At 35.8% G+C, this 17,644-nt stretch carries 16 protein-coding genes; all 16 read right to left on the bottom strand.

Annotation, left to right across the window (positions count from 1 at the left end; translation table 11 throughout):
• Positions 1–24 precede the first annotated feature (24 nt).
• Positions 25–1,854 carry a molecular chaperone DnaK gene (gene dnaK, locus IGI50_RS06750; protein WP_010744598.1) on the bottom strand — a complete coding sequence of 610 codons (1,830 nt, stop codon included), beginning with the start codon at positions 1,852–1,854 and terminating at the stop codon, positions 25–27.
• A gap of 50 nt (positions 1,855–1,904) precedes the next feature.
• A complete protein-coding gene (gene grpE, locus IGI50_RS06745) occupies positions 1,905–2,462 on the bottom strand; it encodes a nucleotide exchange factor GrpE (RefSeq protein ID WP_218257158.1) in 558 nt (185 codons plus the stop codon).
• Between the two features lie 33 nt (positions 2,463–2,495).
• Positions 2,496–3,536 (bottom strand): heat-inducible transcriptional repressor HrcA, encoded by a 1,041-nt coding sequence (gene hrcA, locus IGI50_RS06740; RefSeq protein WP_010744596.1) that lies wholly within the window; start codon positions 3,534–3,536, stop codon positions 2,496–2,498.
• A gap of 121 nt (positions 3,537–3,657) precedes the next feature.
• Positions 3,658–4,827 (bottom strand): radical SAM family heme chaperone HemW, encoded by a 1,170-nt coding sequence (gene hemW / locus IGI50_RS06735; protein WP_438776578.1) that lies wholly within the window; start codon positions 4,825–4,827, stop codon positions 3,658–3,660.
• A 92-nt stretch (positions 4,828–4,919) separates the two neighbouring features.
• Positions 4,920–6,305 carry a tyrosine-type recombinase/integrase gene (locus tag IGI50_RS06730; protein WP_438776577.1) on the bottom strand — a complete coding sequence of 462 codons (1,386 nt, stop codon included), beginning with the start codon at positions 6,303–6,305 and terminating at the stop codon, positions 4,920–4,922.
• Between the two features lie 163 nt (positions 6,306–6,468).
• Positions 6,469–6,681, bottom strand: a complete 213-nt coding sequence (locus IGI50_RS06725) for a hypothetical protein (protein ID WP_438776576.1) — start codon at positions 6,679–6,681, stop codon at positions 6,469–6,471.
• Between the two features lie 396 nt (positions 6,682–7,077).
• Positions 7,078–7,512, bottom strand: coding sequence for a hypothetical protein (locus tag IGI50_RS06720; RefSeq protein WP_438776575.1), 435 nt, complete (start codon positions 7,510–7,512; stop codon positions 7,078–7,080).
• Positions 7,509–8,231, bottom strand: a complete 723-nt coding sequence (locus IGI50_RS06715; protein WP_438776574.1) for a helix-turn-helix domain-containing protein — start codon at positions 8,229–8,231, stop codon at positions 7,509–7,511. Before IGI50_RS06715 ends, IGI50_RS06720 begins: the two co-directional genes overlap by 4 nt.
• A gap of 708 nt (positions 8,232–8,939) precedes the next feature.
• On the bottom strand, positions 8,940–9,719 hold the full coding sequence (locus tag IGI50_RS06710; RefSeq protein WP_438776573.1) for a class I SAM-dependent methyltransferase: 780 nt from the start codon (positions 9,717–9,719) through the stop codon (positions 8,940–8,942).
• Positions 9,720–9,813: 94 nt separating this feature from the next.
• Positions 9,814–10,320, bottom strand: a complete 507-nt coding sequence (locus tag IGI50_RS06705; protein ID WP_144204643.1) for a GyrI-like domain-containing protein — start codon at positions 10,318–10,320, stop codon at positions 9,814–9,816.
• Between the two features lie 88 nt (positions 10,321–10,408).
• Positions 10,409–11,758 carry a sensor histidine kinase gene (locus IGI50_RS06700; RefSeq protein ID WP_438776572.1) on the bottom strand — a complete coding sequence of 450 codons (1,350 nt, stop codon included), beginning with the start codon at positions 11,756–11,758 and terminating at the stop codon, positions 10,409–10,411.
• Positions 11,746–12,408, bottom strand: coding sequence for a response regulator transcription factor (locus IGI50_RS06695; protein ID WP_438776571.1), 663 nt, complete (start codon positions 12,406–12,408; stop codon positions 11,746–11,748). Before IGI50_RS06695 ends, IGI50_RS06700 begins: the two co-directional genes overlap by 13 nt.
• Positions 12,409–12,463: 55 nt before the next feature.
• The gene (locus tag IGI50_RS06690; RefSeq protein WP_438776570.1) at positions 12,464–13,213 is read right to left on the bottom strand and encodes a lantibiotic immunity ABC transporter MutG family permease subunit; all 750 of its coding nucleotides are present in this window, start codon (positions 13,211–13,213) and stop codon (positions 12,464–12,466) included.
• On the bottom strand, positions 13,200–13,940 hold the full coding sequence (locus IGI50_RS06685; RefSeq protein ID WP_049218153.1) for a lantibiotic immunity ABC transporter MutE/EpiE family permease subunit: 741 nt from the start codon (positions 13,938–13,940) through the stop codon (positions 13,200–13,202). Before IGI50_RS06685 ends, IGI50_RS06690 begins: the two co-directional genes overlap by 14 nt.
• A complete protein-coding gene (locus IGI50_RS06680; protein ID WP_204371482.1) occupies positions 13,933–14,646 on the bottom strand; it encodes a lantibiotic protection ABC transporter ATP-binding protein in 714 nt (237 codons plus the stop codon). The genes IGI50_RS06685 and IGI50_RS06680 overlap by 8 nt, the downstream gene beginning before the upstream one ends.
• 404 nt (positions 14,647–15,050) lie before the next feature.
• The gene (locus tag IGI50_RS06675; protein ID WP_438776569.1) at positions 15,051–17,243 is read right to left on the bottom strand and encodes a LuxR C-terminal-related transcriptional regulator; all 2,193 of its coding nucleotides are present in this window, start codon (positions 17,241–17,243) and stop codon (positions 15,051–15,053) included.
• Positions 17,244–17,644: the final 401 nt, after the last annotated feature.

The following is a 17,644-nucleotide window of genomic DNA, read 5'->3' as shown; positions in this document are numbered from 1 at the left end:
CTTTGGCCTTTATCAACGAATCAATTATTTGTCGTCATCGTTAACTTCTTCAAAATCAGCATCCACGACATCATCCGCGCCGCCTTGAGCTGCGTTTGGATCAGCCTCAGCTTGTTGTTGTGCTGCTTGTTCATAAAGTTTAACTGTTAAGTTTTGTACGATTTCGTTCAATGCGTCACGTTTTTCCTTCATTTGTTCGATATCGTTTGCTTCAACTGCCGCTTTTAATTCGTCACGAGCATCTTCCGCTTTCTTAACTTCGTCAGCATCCACTTTGCCTTCTAATTCTTTCAATGTTTTATCAACAGAGAATAGCAAAGCATCTACATCATTACGTAAATCTACTTCTTCTTTACGAGCTTTATCTGCATCAGCATTTGCTTCAGCATCTTTCACCATACGTTCAATTTCATCATCTGATAAACCTGATGAAGATTTAATTGTGATTTTTTGTTCCTTTTGTGTTCCCAAGTCTTTCGCAGAAACATTTACAATCCCGTTTTTATCAATATCGAAGGATACTTCGATTTGAGGAATTCCACGTGGTGCCGCAGGAATATCAGTCAATTGGAAACGACCTAATGTTTTATTGTCTGCTGCCATTGGACGTTCACCTTGTAAAACATGAATGTCTACGGCTGGTTGATTGTCAGCGGCCGTTGAGAATACTTGTGATTTGCTTGTTGGTATTGTTGTGTTACGATCAATTAGTTTCGTGAACACACCACCCATAGTTTCAATACCTAATGATAATGGTGTTACATCTAGCAATACTACGTCTTTGACATCACCAGTGATAACCCCACCTTGAATGGCTGCACCCATAGCTACAACTTCATCTGGGTTAACTGATTTGTTTGGTTCTTTTCCAGTTTCTTTACGTACCGCTTCAACAACAGCTGGAATACGAGTAGAACCACCAACTAGAATAACTTCGTCAATATCAGATTGACTTAATCCAGCATCTTTCAAAGCTTGACGAACAGGGGCTTTTGTACGTTCTACTAAATCAGCCGTGATTTCGTCAAATTTTGCACGTGAAAGAGTTGTTTCTAAATGCAATGGACCAGCATCTCCAGCAGTGATAAATGGTAAGCTAATTTGAGTTGAGCTAACGCCAGACAAATCTTTTTTAGCTTTTTCAGCAGCATCTTTCAAACGTTGCATTGCCATTTTGTCTTTAGATAAATCAATACCGTTTGCTTGTTTGAAATCAGCAACTAAATAATCAATGATCTTGTTATCAAAGTCATCCCCACCTAGACTGTTATCACCAGCAGTTGACAATACATCAAAGACGCCATCGCCTAATTCTAGGATAGATACGTCGAAAGTACCACCACCAAGGTCAAATACTAGGATTTTTTCGTCTTTATCTGTTTTATCTAACCCATATGCTAACGCTGCTGCAGTTGGTTCGTTGACGATACGTTCAACTTCTAATCCAGCAATTTTACCAGCATCTTTTGTTGCTTGACGTTGTGAATCATTGAAATAAGCTGGAACAGTGATAACTGCTTTTTCAACTTTTTCACCTAAATAGTCTTCAGCAAAACCTTTAATGTATTGTAGAACCATTGCAGAAATTTCTTGTGGTGTATAAGATTTTCCGTCTGCTTCTACTTTATAGCCAGCTTCACCCATATGACGTTTAATTGAAGAAATCGTGTTTGGGTTTGTTACTGCTTGACGTTTCGCTACTTCACCAACTTGAATTTCACCATTTTTAAATGAAACGACTGAAGGTGTTGTACGATTTCCCTCAGGATTAGTGATGATTTTAGCTTCTCCGCCTTCTAAAACAGCAACTGCTGAATTTGTAGTACCTAAGTCAATACCAATAATTTTACTCATAATTGAAAATCTCCTTTTCTATTATATGTTTAATTTAGTAGTCTCTATATTTATTGTGCTACGATCACCATTGCTGGACGCAACACGCGATCATGTAGCTGATACCCTTTTTGCAAAACATTAACAACCGTATCAGGTTCAACATCACCCTCCGCAGGAACAGTTTGGACTGCCTGATGCAGATTTGGATCAAAAGCTTTACCTTCAGCTTCGATTTCCGTAATGCCTTCTTCTTTTAAAGCAACTGTTAAACTTTCAAGAACCATTTCAACACCTTTTTTTAAGCTTGCTCCTTGATCATCCGTAACTTCAGTTGCTAGGGCTCTCTCTAAATTATCGATCGCAGGTAATAATTTTTTCCCGAGATCTTGTGAACGATATCGAACTAATTGTTCGCGTTCGTTTTTGTTGCGGTTAGACATATTCGCAATTTCAGCACGAGCTCTTAGGAATTTGTCTTCCATTTCGTTAAACTTGCTTGTTAGTTCCTCAACTTCAGAAACTTCAGGAATATCTATCTCTTCCGCTTCTTTTTCGTTCGAATCATTTTCAGTTGTTTCAACTTCATCTAATTCTTCTTCAACTTCTTGTTTCTTTTCTTCTGCCACTACGCCTACTCCCTTTCTTTTTAGGAATCGTTTCTAGTGATATAAATCCAAAGAACGATAATAATCGTCCAATGCATTTGTCAACTCGTATCGGAATACTTCCAATAAACCGAAAATTTTGGAATATGGCATGGACGTAGGTCCTAACAATGCAATGGTTCCTCGACCATGACCACGTATTTCATAATTAGCCTGAATCATGCTTAGATGATCAAACAAGTCATTCCCCATTTCAGTTCCGATCCGGACATGAATATTATTATCAGAAGGTAATAATAGTTGGGTCAGCTCATCAGAATTCTGCATCAAGGAATACATCGACTTCACGTGGCTGAGATCTTGGTCTGGATTAAAATTCAAAATATTCATCCGCCCACTCACAAACACTTTGTCCTCAAAAGCATCATTCAATACCACATCAAATAGATGACTAATTCCTTCAGTTGTTTGGAAATAACGATGTAAGATCATTGGAATTTCGGTTCTCAACTTTTGATAAACACTTACCAAAGGCTGTCCAACTAAACGATCGTTAATTATTCGAACCATTTTTTCCAAGTCTTGACTATCAACATTTTCAGGTATGCGAAAAACTTGGCTTTCAACATTCCCCTTATCCGTAACGATGATCGCCAAAATCTGCCGGTCATTCAATGGAACGATTCTGAAACCAGTCAATGTTCGATCTTTCATTTCAGGACCTAACGAAAACGCCGTATAGCTTGTAACTTGTGAAAGTATTTTGGCAGATTGTTGAATGATATCATCAATTTCATGGATATCTTTCTTTAACGATCTGCGTATCTGATCTACTTCTTGATTACTCACCTTTGCTGGCGTCAGTAAATGATCCACATAATAACGATAGCCTAATGCAGAAGGAATTCTTCCAGAAGAAGAATGAGTTTTTTCTAGTAGACCCAATTCTTCTAAAGCTTTCATATCATTTCGGATAGTCGCGGAACTTGCTTTTACGCCTTCTTCCATCAAACTTTTTGATCCAACCGGCTGCCCTGTGTTGGTAAAGTCTTGGATGATTAAGCTGAGAATCAGTTTCTGTCTTTCCGTTAACATTCTTCTCATCCTTTAGTTAGCACTCTTTCTTTTTAAGTGCTAACTCGATTATTAATATACCACATCTGCTTTATAAGTCAAGAAAAAAATACAAAAAATTAGCACTCGATATGCGAGAGTGCTAATTGGGTTTGCTCAATAAAAACTTCTCGAAAACGTCATTTCCTCTAAATAAGCCTTGTCGTGTTAAAAAGACGCGTGAATCCGTCTCTACTAAAAGGTTTTGCTCCTTCAAATCGTTAATAACTTCACCATAAATCTCTGACATACTATGGCCGAAACGCTCGAAAAAAACAGCCTTTTCTACACCTAAAATTTTTCTTAAGCCTAAAAACATCTCTTCTTCAATCTGCTCATAAAGAGAGACCTGTTCTTCTTCAAGCACTGGTAATTTTTCTTCATTCAATGATCTCAAATAATGCTGAATAGGTCCGCGATTTTTATAGCGCCGATTTCCAATATACCCGCTGGCACCTGCACCAAGCCCAAAATAATTCTGATTGTTCCAATATACAAGATTGTGTTGACTTTCAAATCCTGGTTTGGCAAAATTACTGATTTCATATTGCTTTCGCCCTGCTTTTTCCATCGCTTCAATCGTTTCCGCATACATTTGTGCTTCTAATTCTTGCTCCGGCAGATGCATTTTTCCGCGCCGGACCCAATTCATAAACATTGTCTGGTTTTCTAAAATTAATGAGTACAATGCGTAATGTGGTAAATCTAATTCCAATGCGCGGGTCACAGTATCCCGAAAGCTTTCCAAACTTTGGCCTGGCAGAGCATAGATTAAATCAATTGTCACATTCTGAAACTCTTTTTGTTCTAACAATTGAATGGTTTGATAGACATCCTGTGCTGTATGTTTACGGCCTATTTTTTTTAATAAACGATCATCAAAGGTTTGAACACCCATCGACACTCGATTAACCTCATAATTTTTCATTACATCCAATTTATCAGCGGAAAGATCACCGGGGTTTGCTTCAATTGTGAATTCACCTTCTGTATATGGGAGTATTTCTCGCAAGCCACTTAATAATCGATCTAGCTGTAGAGCGTTCAATGAAGTTGGTGTTCCACCTCCAATGTAGAGTGTCTTCATATTATCGATTGGATTTTGTTCAAGGGTGAAACGCGCTTCCTTTAATAAAGCGTCAATATATTCATCTACAGGCTGACCTTCAAGAAAAACCTTATTGAAATCACAGTAGTAACAGATATGTTCACAAAACGGGATGTGAATGTAGGCTGAAGTCTTGGTACTACTGGGTTTATGTAAATTTGTCATTTCTATTTTTCCTCTCAAAAAGCAAAACCATACCGAAATCCATACCGATTTTCATACAACCATGTAAACGCATGTAGTAAAAAACTGTTATTTTACTCTGGTGTAAAATCCCAACTTGATACCTCTAAAATAACTTTTTCTTTTGATGCTTTCGTCACCTGATTATAGATTTCCAATGTCGTTTTCACGTCAGAATGACCAACTCTTTCCATGATAGCTTTGATAGGTACTCCAGCTTCAGCTAATAATGAAATATGAGTATACCGGAAAGTATGGGTTGTAATATGTTTCCTAAAGCTTGGGTATTTTTCTTTTAAAATATCTTTTACACATTTCACAGGTTTCGGATTACTCCCTTGACCATTCATGAACTCATTAAATGAATGATAGACGACTGGATTTCCATTTTGTGTCTGAAAAAGATAATCCGTTTCACGATAGGACTTAGAATCACGAACCTTTTTTTTATATGGCTTTCGTTCTCCATAATTTCTGTAATAGGTAGCGACAAGTTCTCCGTTCCTTCGTTGTTTAATTTCGGCTCTTCTTTTTTGGTTACAATCAATTCTATTTCGTAAAATTTCAATGGAGCGATCATCTAAATCTAGGTCTCTTGTTGAAGCAATTGTTTTTGTGGGATTAAGCTGATAATCCTTAACTGATCTACCAGCGGAGACTAATCCCTCATCGATCGTCAAGATTCTATTTTCAAAATCTATCTTATCAACTGTCAAAGCACCGACTTCACTAATCCTTAATCCATTACGCACCATGAACTCAACCAAATCATAATAGAGCTCTCCCATTTTGGGTCCTATAAAATGAGTTTTGTATTTTTCTTTGATGGCTGCTAAAAGCATCTCTACTTCAGAGTTATCTAGGAACTTCTTTTTTCTTCTAATACTTGCTTGTATCCCACGATCTGTTGGTATTTTCATGTCTACCATCTGTAAATCAAAAAAGACGAACCCTCTTTTGTAGCCATAATAAGTGATTTGACGAAGCAATGAACGAATTTTTTCCAGAGTTGCTTTTTCTAAAGGCATTTGTGTTCTCTTTGCTTTTAGTCCAAGAATCTTTGCCCAAGATATCTCAACATATAAGTGTCCCAGTTTTGATACAGGGAGCTCTCTTGGAAAAAAAGGAAGAATATACCTTTCTAATAGCTGCATCTGAGTATTGATTGTTGTCTGTCTCACTCCTGAGCTCCAAGTCGCATACCAAATATCTATCAATTCTCCAAAAGTCTCCACGACGATTCCATCGCCATATATCCGATTTTTTACTTTAGTTTCAATTTCTTTTCTCAGATAAATTAATGCTTGGCGCTCACTTTTGATCTTTTTTCGTTTCCATCCAACCCCCATTTTTTTCACTTCGTCCGTAAGTGGATCACGATAAGACTGATAGGTTCTTTTATTCCCATTCTTATCTTTGACCGTATAATACCCCAACAAATAATCTTCGTTTATTCTCATTACTTGCAGCTCCTTTTACGTGTACATTTTAATGAACACAAAGAAAAGCAAGGTTTCTGAAAAACGGACATAAGAACAGATAGATTTAGATTTCCATGCGAAAATCATTTCTTATGTTCTTGCTGATTTTAACATATTCTTGATGTTTATTCCGCTCTTGATATCAGTACCCTCTTTCATGAGCCTTCCATTTAAGAAATTTTAAAAATCCTTGGACATTGATCCAAACCAATCGTTGTGTTGGATTTATGACATATTCATGAAATTCAGTGTTGTTTCTCATCTCCATTAACCATACATTTAAAGTGTTTCGATTCAATCCTTCAAATCTTTGTATCAAACCATCTTTATTTACCCACTCTGCTTCATTATCCATAAATATTTTCCTTTCCACTAATTGAATAGCAAACGAGTAAAAAATTATCGGTGTTACCTAATAATTTGTCAGACTCCCCGATGCTAACGGAGTACATAGGATTTTCACCTCTTGGCAGTTAACGCAAGCCTTACGGAAGTATCATTATTATTTCTAAAAGTCATTGCATCTGCTTTAGCGTAGGCAGGCGAACATCACTAGTCTTTCGCTCCTTGGATGACCCAAATCATTGCGCTAGTTTGTTTTAGCTCGTTTTAGAAATGAACGTATCTGACAAAAAATATTCTATTGTCAATGATCAATTTTTACTGCGTTTTAATATGAAGTAAAGTCACTCACTTCTTGAAACATCTTCTTGACGAACATGCTTCAAGAAATCACCGAGATTCTTCGATCTTACTTTATTAATCGATATTGCCAGTAACCACGACAGACTCTTTCAACATTGATTCTTGAATCGTAATTTATTTTACTGAGAATATTGCCAGTCAAATTGGAGCGAGTTAGAACATATCCTTTATCCACTAATTTTCCGTGGATCTCACTTGTGGAAAGAGGACGTCCACTATCTTTTAAAAACGAGGCAATATCTAACGCAAGAGTTTGATAGTCATAGCCACTTCGTTTTGTCTTTTTCCCACTCAAATGGTTTTGATTTTCAATTTCACTATTAAGGTTGTTTGGTAATTCCTTGGGCTTATCCAGTTTTTCGCCTTCATCCAAATTCAATAGCTGATCTTTCCAGGAATCGTAAACTTCCATCAATCGATGGATTTCATTCAAAAGCTGTGTCATTTGCTGATAAATCAATTCTTTTTCTCGATCTTTCATACTTGCACTCCTCCGATAGATTTTCTTTTCTCCAATGGTGACATACCGACTACTTTACGAAACATCGTAGAAAAATGGCTACTATTTTTGAATCCTAGCATTTCGCTGATTTCTCGAATCTTGAATGACGTTTCACGCATTAGGCGTTCGGCTTCATTACACTGAATTTTTCGAAATAATAGCATAGGTGGTACACCTGCTTGTTCCCTGCACATTCGATTCAAGCTTGCTTCGCTCATATGAACATTGGAGCAAAAATCAACGATCTTTAAATCTCTATTGATATTTTCTTCCATGTATTTAACGAGTTTCAGAAAATTATGATCTGCTATAAATATATGAGCATTTACTGTAAGCGCTCGATTAACTAAAAGCGCAATAACTTGATCCACTGAGTAATCAACGAACTTATATAAGTAATAAGAGAAAAGGAGGTTGGCAATTTGTTGCATTTCTTTTGTTCCATGAAGAGGAGTTAAAATTTTTTTATACCATTTTGATTCCATCGTAAGATTAAGTAGAATCTCTATGATATCAATATCATTGTTTGACATTTTTAGAACTTCGTAATCATTCTTATTTAAATAGAAAGAAACCTTCTTTGGAGTAATTTCTTGTTTTTTCTGTGATTGAATAATTAGGGAAGGTCCGAAGTGAGAAATAGTTCGCTTAACTGGATCATTCAAATTGAAGTAATAAACTTCTTTTATTAAAGCCATATTTCCCACCTCCGATCTTTTCCATAACTTAGTTTTATCATTGAATGAGAGTACTGATAATGATTTATCCGAGTGTTGATTGAATCGAAAATGCTATTTGATAAAAATACAAACTATTTCCAAATATTTTCTTAAGCAAATAAAAAAAGAACGCACGAAAAGCACATGAATAGACTTAACCACACATGTGCTTTACTTTATATTGGATTATTCTATTCCATACTTTCTTTAGATCTCCATAATTTCGCCAAAGAGTTCTCCCTTCAATAACTTTAAAAGAGATTAAGATGGCTTTTGACATTTGTATCACTATCAAGAATCTTTATACTTTTTTTGTAGTCGTAAACATATAATACGGAAAAGCTAAGCCTTAGTCTTTTTAACATTCTAATTCTTAAAAGCAAATTCAATATCATCTGCTGATTTCATGCGTGAATGTCCTAAATCATGCATATTAATTCTCTGGACAAACTCCCAGTCTTTGTATAAGTTGTTACAGGAATCCTAATCGACGGGAACCACAAGATACTTGGTTTTGCTTTCCAAAAATTGCCAATTTGTTATGTTCAACACAATTTTCATTATGTTATTAATTATTATATTAGTTGTATCTTATGACTTTTTACTATCATAATTTTTGGAGTCCATATTATCGGAATTTCTACAAGTTAGAAATGACCCGATCTGTGTATACATGATTTTTTGATACTAATTGCGGCATACCAAAACAGCATGGTTGCTGGTACCAGTACACGAAGCGTTGTCGAACATGTAATCCATGATCTCTGTCCAGGCCGCATATTTTTTATCATTCATTTTATTAATATCAGTAGGACTAAATGTATAGTCTACTCCTACGTTACGAACAACGGACAGCCCTTTTTGAGTTACATCATGTTCGATTTCTTCCGGCATAGTAAAATAAAAAACTTCCGGTAATTTATCGTCAACTCCATCTACAAGTATAGCCTTATTAGTCTTTGCATTTGGGTAACCTGATTTCATATTTTCATCAATACACGCGCGTAAGTAAGCTCCTATCTTATTGATATAGGCAAACATTATTATGCCGCCATCTTTACATATCCGCTTACTTTCCACTATAACTTTTTGTCGCTCTCTGTGTGGCAAATGATACATAGGCCCAAAAACCAAAACTACATCATAGGTATCATCTTTTATTTCGGGCAAATGCGCTGCATTTCCCAACGATGCACTAACATTGCGTAAGTCTTGTTCATTGATTTTAAACTGAAACTGTTCTATGTGCTTGGGAACAACGTCAATGCCATGATATGACTTGCATCTATTGGATAAATAGAGACCATAGTATCCGGTACCGCATCCCAACTCAATGACAGTTTTATCTGGAGCAATGTATTGGTTAAGAAGCCGTTTTGTGTATATAAACTCTATCTGCTCAGCTCTGCTTCCAAAAGCTCTTTGATTTTCATCAAAACCGGAATAGTTTGAAATAATGGGATTCATTTTTTCCTCCTTATATGCTCGATAGTATAATTAGATGGCTTGCCATTGGTAGGAAGATATTGACATTTCTATAATAGGTTAGACAACACCCTCTTCATCGAGAGATTTCTTTTTTACAAGGACAAATATAGTTGATTGTTCCATTTTTTGCATCAAAAGACAAATCCTTTGGATATGCTTCTGCGCTCCAACCAAAAGAGTAATCCGGCATATATCCCATTTCATAAATAGATTTCACAGTCATATTGTGAGCCTGCTCAAACACTTCTTCATCCTTAAAACTACCGTTGATAGTTCCTAATCCAATCTGACAAGACGTGATTCTACGGTAAGAAAAATTTTCTGGAATACTGTATCCTATTGGCATTAGTAATCCTGCGATATAGGTGAAAGTGTCTTTATCTTTCAGGTATTCACCCATCCAACCAATATATAAATCTAATATTGATTGTTCTACAGCTATTTTATCAAATAGATCTTCCTGAAATATTTTCTCCCATAATGCAGGTACTGGGTTCTGTCCACCACCATTTATAACCTCGTACCCAACAAGCACAGCATCTGGTATCGTAATTATTCTTGTATTCACTAAATTCGCCATGTCATCCTCCTTTAATAAACCTGTGTATCTTTCACATTGTCTGACTTTGCCAATAGAAATTAACTTTTCCTAAAATAAGTTTTCCCTCCTATTCATTCGAAAGAATCAAAGTTACTTTCCCACCTTTCTGGGTATTCTCTAATCTTAATTCTCCCTTATGGTATTGTGCCACTCGTTCAACAATTGACAGACCAATCCCGTAATTCGAGGTTCCAGACCGGCTTTGATCTTGTTGCCAAAACATTTCTTTCCCATGCATCAGTGCCTCTGAAGAAAAGCCAGGACCGTTGTCTTCAAAAACAAAGAAGAATTTTTGGCGTTGTTTCTCCATTCTGATTAATACTTTGCCGACTTCTGTATGCCTGATTGCATTTTCTCCAAGATTAACTAATGCCCGCATCAGCATAGTAGGCGCAGCAAAAATTGTGGCCATTGTTTCTGATTGGACTTCTAACGCAATTTCTTTTTGCTTGGCCAACTGAGATAAAACCTGAGCTAGTTCTTCCTTAACATCCTCTAAAGAAATCTGTTCTTTTTCTTCATGAACTACATCAAAATTAGAAACTTGCTGTAATAAATCAATATACTGTTTAGTTTTTAAGCCAGATTCATAAATATGCTGAACAAGTTGCTGTTGCTCTGAATCCAACGATTCTTCTAACAAAAGCTCAGCATTCCCATTGATCACCGTCAAGGGTGTATTAATGTCATGAGTTAATGCAGCAATTTCTTGTTTACGCTGTTCTTGAGTCTCCCATTGCTGAACCAAGGACTCTTTTAACGCCACCCTCATCCCTTCCATCGACTGCAACACATGATTAAATTCCAGAATATCTGTAGAGTCATCAATCTTGGAATCAAGATTTTCTTGAGCGATTTGTAGACTGGCTTGCTCGACTAATGCTAATTTAACTTGTAAATAGTTACTGGTCTTTTTAGTAAACCAAATAAAATAGGCAATCAATATGAAGGCAATACCAATCAAAAAAAGAATTTCAAAATTAGGAAAAAGTTTTCTCAAAGTTTCATTAGTAAATTGCGCTTTATATTGCCAAGTTAACAATGCATAGCTTCCATCTGAAAATGTCACGTAAGCGCCGGTTGGATACTCTTCATTTCTATTTTTATATTGTTGAAGCGTTCGTTTAAGTTCAGTTCCTGATAAGGATGTTTCCTGTACTTTGCCGGCTTCCGTAAAATAGGTATAATGATAAAATTTAGATTTCAATTTAGAAGAAGAAACTTTGCTTTCTTCAAGGTGTGCAAGATCCTTTCTTGCTGCTGTTTCACCAGCATTTGCTGGGGCGATTTTCCCAGTGGAAATCAAAATCTGAAAGAGAATCAATGACAATATTAAAATAGCTATAACGCTTGAAAAAGCTAAAAGCAAAATGCGGGTCACATATCTAGTTAAGCTGACTGTTTTTACTTTTGCCATCGATAACCTATCCCCCAGACCGTTTCAATCGGTTCTTCTCCATATTCTTTGATTTTTGCGCGAATATTTTTTATATGTTCCACAATAACACTTTCATCTGATTGACCTTCATAGCCAAAAACCGCTTCATATAATTGTGTCTTAGAAAAAACTTGACCTGCTGACTCTAATAGATAGGCGCAAATTAGATATTCTGATTTGGTCAAAGATAACTTGGTCGATTCATAAAAGATCTGCTTACTAGTAACATCTAAAGAAAATTGGCCAACTCGCAACACATGTGTATGTCCGCGTGATTCTCGTCGTAAATGAGCAGAAACTCTTGCACGTAATTCTGCTACTGAAAAAGGTTTACGAATGTAATCATCTCCTCCAAGTCCTAATCCCTGAAGTAGTGAATACTCATCTGACTTAGCTGTTATAAAAAGAATCGGACAATCCACAAGGTTACGAATTCTTTGACAATAGTCAAAACCATCCTCTTCTGGCATCATCACATCCAATAGAATTAGATCAGCAAATTTGGCTTTCTCAGAGTCTACTGCATTTGTACGCGTAAAAGTTTCAACTAGATACCCTTCCCGCACCAAAGCCTTTTCGATAAACGCTAGAATCTTTTCATCATCGTCAATCACGAAAATTGTTGTCATATCCTCACCTCGTTCATTTCCATCATACGTTTAATAGGTTTGACTCACAAGCGCGTTATACCTCATTTTTACGCCCCTCCCATTTTTTAAACCAAAGAAAAAGAACTACTAGCATAAAAAAGGTTAGGAAAATGAGACTACCTGTTCCAAGTTCTATTTTCGTTAAAATGGCGGGTGTGTTCTCCCCGGCAAAACTCGCAACCAAAGGAACTAGCCGAATTCCCCATGCGCAAGGAAAAAAGTACCAAATAATTTCGCCTAGCCCCGTTAATAGCAATGCAGAAAACAAAAGTTCGACTGCCGCAATCGCAAAATTGACATTGCGGCCGAAACAAAAACCTAGCCATAAATGAAAACTGTAAAGAAATAGTGACGAGCACCAGATGACCGCCACAAGCAACAAAACAAAGGAGAAAGATAACGAATAATCCACTCTGAATTGAGCGAATAGATGATACCCTATTCCTACAAGCAAACATGAAAACAATCCGCTCAAAACTAATAGTAGGATTTTTGCAGTTAACATTCTGATTTTTGAGGATGAATTAAGGAGAAAATACGCTCCTCCTGCTTCGATTTCTTGATCAGTGACAATGGTTGTCAGCCATGCGATGAGCAGTGGATAAATTAAGGCCAAAACTTGAAAATAGTTGATCATAAGCCGATTCGCTGGGTAATTTGACATAGCTTGATATGCTGAAAAAATTCCGATACCAACCAAAGGAATTACTCCATGCAAACTAAAAAAAGGGGTTTTTTTTAGTTTTATACGATCCGCTTTTAATATTCTTTTAAGCTGACTCATGATAACGCCCCCTGTCACTAAACCATTTCGTGGTAATAAAATAACCAATAAATAACAAACTGACAGTAATGATAAGTCCTGGGAAAATCACAGCTGTATCATGTAAAGGACTTCCAGCCTCCAAAGGGATACCATTTGGATTGATTCCAATGATTGGTGCCATCATTCTTGGTGGGATCGCGAAAGGAAGATACCAAAAGTCGCCACCAGCAATAGTTTGACCTGAACACAAGATATTTAGAAATAGAATACCTAAAAAAGTAACGACCGAGTTGAAACGACTTGCCAAGAATAGACCAAAAGGAATTTGCCATGACCATGTGAGCGTTAAAACAATACCTGCTGTGATACCTCGCCAAAACGGATATTGCGAGGAAAATATTACCCCAGATATAGTTGTCAAACCAAAAATGAGCCCATTGCCGAAGGCCAAATAAAGAATACCTGTCCAAATTTTTCCCTGCCATATTTTACTTACAGGAAATGGCAGTATATTTACATTATAGAAGGAAAAACGTTTGTCTGAGTCAATTAAATTAGTACAAATCAAACCGACGACCATCGGCAAAAGTAACATATACCACCAATTATAAGCCCCCACCTGAGTGAACTGTCCGCCCATCAAAAAGATCGCCATCAAGCTAACTAATAACGGGAATATTATAAGCCCTTTTCTTCCAAAACTTCGCTTACCTTTCAGTAATTCTGCTTGAATAAATCTAGTCATGATCAAAATCCTCAACATTTCTTTTTTCTTTTACTACGTCCATAAATAATTTCTCTAAAGCTGCATTATTTTCAGGTAACTCCCCTTGATAACCAAGCTGACCGTTAGCGATAATACCGATTGAGTCTACGGTACTCTCAACTTCGGACAAAATATGACTGGAAAGAATGACGGAGATTCCTTGTGACGGGAAGGATCGAATCAACTCTCGCAATGCTTGTATTCCCAAAGGATCTAAGCCATTAGTCGGCTCATCCAAAATTAATAGTTTTGGTCGATTTAATAGAGCCAGTGCTAAGCCTAAACGTTGCTTCATTCCCATTGAAAACTGGCGAGCCTTTTTCTTACCAGTATGACGTAGGCCGACAAGCTCTAAAACTTCGTTGATCCGCGATTCTGGTATCCCCAAAGTTATCGTCCGGACGAGTAAATTTTCTTGTGCGGTTAAGTTTCCATATAGTGGTGGACTCTCGATCAAAGCACCAATCTGTCCCAAATCCTGACGTTTCCATGGGTGATTCTCATAAAAAATTTCTCCTTCAGATGGCTTAATTAAACCAGCGATCATTTTTAAGGTAGTTGATTTGCCAGCACCGTTCGCACCTAACAAGCCATAGACCTGATTTTTAGGGATTTCCAAAGACAAACTGTTCACTACTTTTTGACCGTGATAGGCCTTTGTTAATTTTTTTGTGGTAACAATCATTTCCTTCACTATTAATTCCTCCTTTATCTATCTTTAGTATGGAGAATAAAAATAAGGAAACGCTAAGGTTTTCTTTTTTAATTATGATTTAAGCAAAAAAACAAAATTAAAGAGAGACTATACTGAGTGAGAAGAAACAGTTTATGGAGACAGAAGTAAAGGATATTTGATTGGAACCTCAAGAGCTATTTTTCCACTCTCATTTATCTCTTCATTAAAAAAACAAAGCCACTTACTCAGTAGGTAATTTTTCTACCGTCATTTTTTTTGCTCCTTTATACTTGTTGTCAGGAAGGCATCTAGCTGATGAATCATTTTTTTAACTTCCTTTACTAGAATTTTTCGCTCCTCGGCTAATAATGAAGTAAATGTCCCCATCCTTATATCTGATAGTAATTTTTATACTACAAAATATTGAGTTCTCTTGCTTTTTCAACTGCTAATACTCTAGAATTCACTTCTAGTTTTCGATAAATATTCAATATATGTGTTTTTACTGTAGCTAATGAGATAAAAAGAATCTCACCAATTTCTTTGTTACTTCTACCATTAGCAATTTCTCTTAATACATCCAATTCCCGCCCAGTTAATCGTTCGCTATTACCTTTCTTTAAGCATATCTCTAAAACTTGTTTATGAAACTTTTGTTCTTTTATTCCAAGATCAATAGTCAAAGTTTTAGAATATCTTTCAAAGAGCAGAGAAAGTTCTTCCTTGTAATAATAAAAGATAGCCAAAACTTCATCGGTTGCTGCATAGTACAGACTCTCATGGTAAAGGTTTGTTAAAAGACGGGCTTCTTCTTTTTCCCAAAGGCTAAAAAGCTTGATTTTTAATAAACTTGCATCGATTATTTTCAAATATATTTTTCGTTCTCGACTTTCAGCTAAAATCTCATCTAGCATAGAAAGCGTTTCTTCATAGCATTTTCTATCTAATAAAATCATTGCATAGAATAAACGATTATTAAGATTTTGGTATTCAGGATATTGATGAAATTGAACAATAAAGTCATCTTTTTCTGCTTCAGTTAGTTGATGATATTTTAGGCTATATCTTAAAATACCTGCTCTAGTCAATGGTCCGATCGAACTTGAAGCAGAACTCTGATCTAACTTTTTCAAGGTAGAGTATGCTAGCTCTATTTTTTCAGATAAGTATAAGTATTCAGCATAATTGTAATAGTAGGAAGGATCAGCAATTTCTTGACCGCTCCTTCTTATTTCAGTTAGCATTTGCTCTGCTTCTGACAATCTGAATTGTTTCAAATAAACACCTGTAATCGTCACAAAAAAAGAAAGTAAATAATTCTGCTTCATTTTTGTGCTTAACTTGAATGTTTCCAACATCTGCTTTGCTTTTTCCATCATTAGAATACTTTGATTTAGTTTTCCAAGTTCCTCAAAATTTTGTGCAAGTAGCGTTCGTCCAAAAAAATTTAGAAAAGGATTACCCCAATTTTGATTTAGTCTTAAAGCTGCCGATGCAAAATCATTAACATTATGGAATTCATCTTGATAATAATAGAAAAAGGCATTCTTCAATAAAATAAAAGCTTTTGATGTATCATTCAAATTCAAATTCTGAATATCCTCCAAATAAGTGACTTTTTGGTGGAAAGGAGAAAAAGTATCATCAAAAAGCAAACGTATTCCTTCAAGAGCTTGAACCTCTTTAGAGCCTGGGTATTTTTTATCTAACGCATCAAGAAGAAACAAACAACTTTCATACTCTAAATTCGAGTAATGATAAAAAAACTTTTGGTAAGAAAAATCCACATTTGTTATTGCAATTTGAATAGGTATTTCTCCTATAAAGGTTATTATCCGCAAGGAAGTCTGGTGTTGTAAAAGTAAATCCATCAATTTCTCATAGTCTTCCAGTTCTAGCAGTAAAGGAAAACCTTGTGAAAACTCTTTTTCTTCAATATAAAAGTTCGCAGCTTTTCTCTTTAGATCTATTTGCTTTTGGATCGGTAATTGTTGGAAAAGCCTCATCAAATATTCTTTAAAAATTGGATGGTACTGATATACCTGTCGTTGTTTATCAGTACAGATGATCAATAGATTTTTGTGGACTAAACTTGATATAGTCATCTTAAAATCAATAGTTATCCCAAGAAATTTTGTCAGGTTATTTGTTGCGTATGGAAAATAAGATGTTTCAATTAAAAAAGAACGTTCTTCCTCTGTAAGTTGTTGAAAAATTTCTTGTGTCAGATAGTCCGATAACAATTGATTTTCCTGTTTCATTAGCATTGCTGCAGATAGATTACTTCTTTGTTTTGCGGCAACTAACAGTTGTAGCCCGCCTATCCATCCTCTGGCAATCTCTAGCATTTCCTTTATTTCAGACGGCTGCCAATGCTTATCTGTTGTGCGCTGAATGAAAGCTTTTGCTTCTTCATCAGACAAATGAAAGAAGGATTCATCTATATACGCTAATTCATCTTTTATTTCAAATTGACTTAAGTACAAAGGTAATGTATACCTAGTCAGCAAAACAACATGAATAAAACTAGGTAATTGTTCTAAAAATTGTTCTAAAGAGTGCGTAACGACTGGATCTTCTACTAAATGAATATCGTCCAAAATCAAAAAAATTTCTTCATTTGTTTCTTCGATTATACTATTTACAAAATAGGTTATTAGGCTGTCAATCATCTCCTTATTACAAGTATTTTGAAAGAATTCCGAAAACTCTTGTTTTACATCACCTAAATTTTCTTGAAAAACTTCAATTATATAGCTCCAAAAAACTTGTAAACTATTACAATCTGTAGCTAAGCTGACCCATTTTACTTTTTCGGGAGATTTTTTTTTTTAAAATGTACAAATTGCTGTGGTTTTTCCGTTACCTGCACCAGCTTCTAAAACCATAACTTTCTTTGAACTTCCACGTTCTATTTTTCGTAGTAATGCTTTTCTCTCAATGACATCTCTACGAACTTCTGGTAAACGAATTCTTATACTAGCAATGTTCTTTTCTATTTTTTTCT

This window comes from Enterococcus sp. DIV0170 (assembly GCF_051710765.1).
In the GTDB taxonomy this organism is placed as follows: Bacteria; Bacillota; Bacilli; order Lactobacillales; family Enterococcaceae; genus Enterococcus_A; species Enterococcus_A raffinosus.
The sequence above is the reverse complement of the archived record's forward strand: the minus strand, read 5'-3'. Positions and strand labels throughout refer to the sequence as shown.

Coding starts and splice junctions, on each gene's coding strand:
- IGI50_RS06725 (WP_438776576.1), bottom strand. CDS start 6,681: ATGGATAATGAAGCAGAGTGGGTAAATAAAGATGGTTTGATACAAAGA.
- IGI50_RS06705 (WP_144204643.1), bottom strand. CDS start 10,320: ATGGCGAATTTAGTGAATACAAGAATAATTACGATACCAGATGCTGTG.
- IGI50_RS06680 (WP_204371482.1), bottom strand. CDS start 14,646: ATGATTGTTACCACAAAAAAATTAACAAAGGCCTATCACGGTCAAAAA.
- IGI50_RS06715 (WP_438776574.1), bottom strand. CDS start 8,231: ATGGCTTTAATAAAAGAAGTTTATTACTTCAATTTGAATGATCCAGTT.
- dnaK (WP_010744598.1), bottom strand. CDS start 1,854: ATGAGTAAAATTATTGGTATTGACTTAGGTACTACAAATTCAGCAGTT.
- IGI50_RS06710 (WP_438776573.1), bottom strand. CDS start 9,719: ATGAATCCCATTATTTCAAACTATTCCGGTTTTGATGAAAATCAAAGA.
- IGI50_RS06720 (WP_438776575.1), bottom strand. CDS start 7,512: ATGAAAGATCGAGAAAAAGAATTGATTTATCAGCAAATGACACAGCTT.
- IGI50_RS06690 (WP_438776570.1), bottom strand. CDS start 13,213: ATGAGTCAGCTTAAAAGAATATTAAAAGCGGATCGTATAAAACTAAAA.
- IGI50_RS06685 (WP_049218153.1), bottom strand. CDS start 13,940: ATGACTAGATTTATTCAAGCAGAATTACTGAAAGGTAAGCGAAGTTTT.
- hemW (WP_438776578.1), bottom strand. CDS start 4,827: ATGACAAATTTACATAAACCCAGTAGTACCAAGACTTCAGCCTACATT.
- IGI50_RS06700 (WP_438776572.1), bottom strand. CDS start 11,758: ATGGCAAAAGTAAAAACAGTCAGCTTAACTAGATATGTGACCCGCATT.
- IGI50_RS06730 (WP_438776577.1), bottom strand. CDS start 6,305: ATGAGAATAAACGAAGATTATTTGTTGGGGTATTATACGGTCAAAGAT.
- hrcA (WP_010744596.1), bottom strand. CDS start 3,536: ATGTTAACGGAAAGACAGAAACTGATTCTCAGCTTAATCATCCAAGAC.
- IGI50_RS06695 (WP_438776571.1), bottom strand. CDS start 12,408: ATGACAACAATTTTCGTGATTGACGATGATGAAAAGATTCTAGCGTTT.